Genomic DNA, 2,863 nt, shown 5'->3' on the forward strand with positions numbered 1-2,863 from the left:
CCGCCCCGTCACCGGTCTTGTCGCCGGCCTTGTCGCCACTGTCGCCGCGTCCGCGCGACTCCGCGCCGTCCGCGCCGCCGCGGTCCGCGGTCGAACCGTCGGTGCGGTCCGCGCCCGTCGCCCGGTCGGCGGCGTCGCCGTCCGCGCCGTCGCGCGCCTCGCCGGCCGGGGTCTTCGCGTCCGCGCCCCGGTCGGCGTCACGGCCGCTGCCCCGGTCCGCGTCGCCACGGGCGTCGCCCTCGGCCTTCTCGTCCCGGTCGCGGTCCGTCTTCGCCGGCTTGTCGCCGGACTCGCGCTCGCCGTCCGCCGCCCCGCCGGGTCTGGAGGTGGGCCCGGGCGCCGGCAGCGTTCCGTCGTCGCCGCGCTGGGGGCGGCTGCGCTCGGAGGTGTCGCCCGGGTTGACGTCGGGGACCTTGCCGTCCTCGGCGAGGCCGACGGTCTTCGCACAGCCGCTCCAGGCCACCGGGCCGCGGTCGGCCAGGATGTCCTCCGCGATGGCTATCTGCTGGGCGCGGCTGGCCAGGTCGGGGCGGGGCGCGTGGTCGGTGCCGCCGTAGAGCTGCCAGGCGTCCAGGCTGAGGCCGAGGCCGCCGTACTTGCCGTTGCCCTCGTTGGCGCTCCAGACGCCGCCGCTCTCGCAGTCCGCGACCCGGTCCCAGGTCTGCGTGTCGGCGGCGCCGGCACCGGTGGCACCGAGCAGCGGAAGGGCGATTCCGGCACCGGTCACCCCCGCTGCGACGACGATGGCCGGGGCCTGACGGGGGCGGCGATGTTTGCCGTTGCCGGATCGCATGCGGGTGCCTCTCGTGTGGCGGCAGATTTTGACGGTCGAAAATACTGCCGCCGCCCGACCGTCACAAGCTGATGTAGCGGAGGTCACGCACCGATCACACATATGACGACTCGTCAGCTACGGCTCGGGCGGCCCGGTTTCCCGGCGTCCTAGCACAGCCCCCGGCGCGCCCCGCGACCGGCCGGCACCTGGCCCGCCCCGGACGCTCCGTCACCAGGGCGCGTACGAGGTCACGGACGGGGCGCGCGGCCGTCCGGAAGCGTCAACGCCGCCCCCGCCGCGCGCCCCGGCACGCCGAACGGCCGGCGCGCACGGCACCGCCCACCGTGACTTCCCCACCCGGCCGCGGGGACGGCGCATCCGGCATCGGACGTAGCCGAGGTACGCACCGTGGGGTGACGGCGCGCCAGGGGGCGGTGGAGAGGGGCGGTACGGGCGGGATCGGGCGATTTCTGAGCTGCGGGGTGAGGGTGGTGGGGACGGTGGGGCGACGGTTGCTCGCGGGCGGGGGATGCGGGTCTGCGGCGCGCTGCGGTAGGTGAGCGAGGGCTGCGGCGCGCGGGGGGCAGTGGACGGGGCCTGCGGCCCGCCGCGGTCAGTGAGTCGGTGCGGTCGGTGCGGTCGGTGTGATCTGTGTGATCGGCGCGGTCGGCGTGAAGGCGACCGGCAGGGTGCGCAGGCCGCGCATGATGAGGCCGCCGCGCCAGCGCAGTTCGTCGGGGTCGGCCGCCAGGTGCAGATCGGGCAGCCGGGTCAGCAGGGTGCCGATCGCCGTTCTGGCCTCGATCCGGGCGAGCGGCGCGCCCACGCAGTAGTGGATGCCGTGCCCGTACCCCAGGTGCTGGTTGTCGCGGCGGGTCAGGTCGAGCCGGTCCGGGTCGGCGAACCGCTCCGGGTCGCGGTCGGCAGCCGCCAGCACCACGAGCACCGGCTCGCCCGCGGCGACGTGCTGCCCGTCGATGGTCAGCGGCTCGGTGGCGAACCGCCAGGTGGCCAGCTCGACCGGCCCGTCGTACCGCAGCAGCTCCTCCACGCCGCTGTGCAACAGCGCCTCGTCCCCGGCGGCCAGGGCGCCCTGCAACCTGGCCCGCTCGCCCGGGTTGCGCAGCAGCGCGAGCGTCCCGTTGCCGATCAGGTTGATGGTCGTCTCGAACCCGGCGAAGAGCAGGACGAAGCACATGGCCGCGGCCTCGTTCTCGGTCAGGTGCTCGCCGTGGTCGCTGGCCCTGATGAGACCGGAGATCAGGTCGTCGCCGAGGTTCTCGCGCTTGCGGTGGATCAGGTCGGCCAGGTACGTACGGATCTTCTTGACCGAGCGGGCCACCCCGCCGCGCGGGCCGCCGCCGTGCCGGATCATCATGCCGGCCCAGTCCCGGAAGTCGTCCTGGTCCTCCGGTGGGACGCCGAGCATGTCGCAGATGGCGTAGATGGGCAGCGGGAAGGCGAACTCGTGGATCAGGTCCGCGCTGCCGCGCGCGCAGAACGCATCGATCAGCCCATCGGTCAACTCCTGCACCCGGGGCGCGAACTCGGCGGCCCGGCGCGGTGTGAACGCCGCGGAGACCAGCCGGCGCAGCCTGGTGTGGTCCGGCGGGTCGATGTTGAGCAGGTGCGTCATCAGATCGGCGCTGCGCTCCCCCGGGATGCCGACCCGCCCCCTGGCGTGCGCCGCCGCGCTGTGCCGCAGCGGGTTCTTCGACAGCCGCGGGTCCGCGAGCACCCGCTTGGCGTCCGCGTACCGCGTCACGAGCCACGCCTCCACGCCGCTCGGCAGCGTGGTCCGGTACACCGGGGCGTGCTCCCGCAGCCAGGCGTAGGCGGGGTACGGGTCGCTGGCGAACTGCCAGGTGAAGAGGGGCGGGGGTGCGGGGGTGTCCACGTCGGCCGCGGCGGCTGTATCGGCTGTATCGGCTGTACGGGGCGTATCAGTCGAACGGGCCGCGTCAGCCGGATGGGCCGCGTCAGCCGGATGGGCCGCACCGGTCGCACCCGTCGCATCGGCTGCGCTGGCTGCCTCGGCGGCATCGACCGCCTCGGCCGTACGGGCCACACCGGCCGGGCCCGCCACAC

2 protein-coding genes are annotated in these 2,863 nt (G+C 75.0%); both read right to left on the reverse strand.

Going from position 1 to position 2,863, the window contains the following annotated elements; all coding sequences use genetic code 11:
• Positions 1 to 793: transglycosylase family protein (locus AAHZ94_RS32060; protein WP_349997224.1), on the reverse strand; the 793-nt coding region annotated here is incomplete at its 3' end.
• 595 nt (positions 794 to 1,388) lie between these two features.
• Complete coding sequence (locus AAHZ94_RS32065; protein WP_349997225.1) at positions 1,389 to 2,672, reverse strand: cytochrome P450 family protein; 1,284 nt, start codon at positions 2,670 to 2,672, stop codon at positions 1,389 to 1,391.
• Positions 2,673 to 2,863 lie beyond the last annotated feature (191 nt).

Origin of the sequence: Streptomyces sp. HSW2009, assembly GCF_040240285.1 — a bacterium.
Taxonomy (GTDB): Bacteria; Actinomycetota; Actinomycetes; order Streptomycetales; family Streptomycetaceae; genus Streptomyces.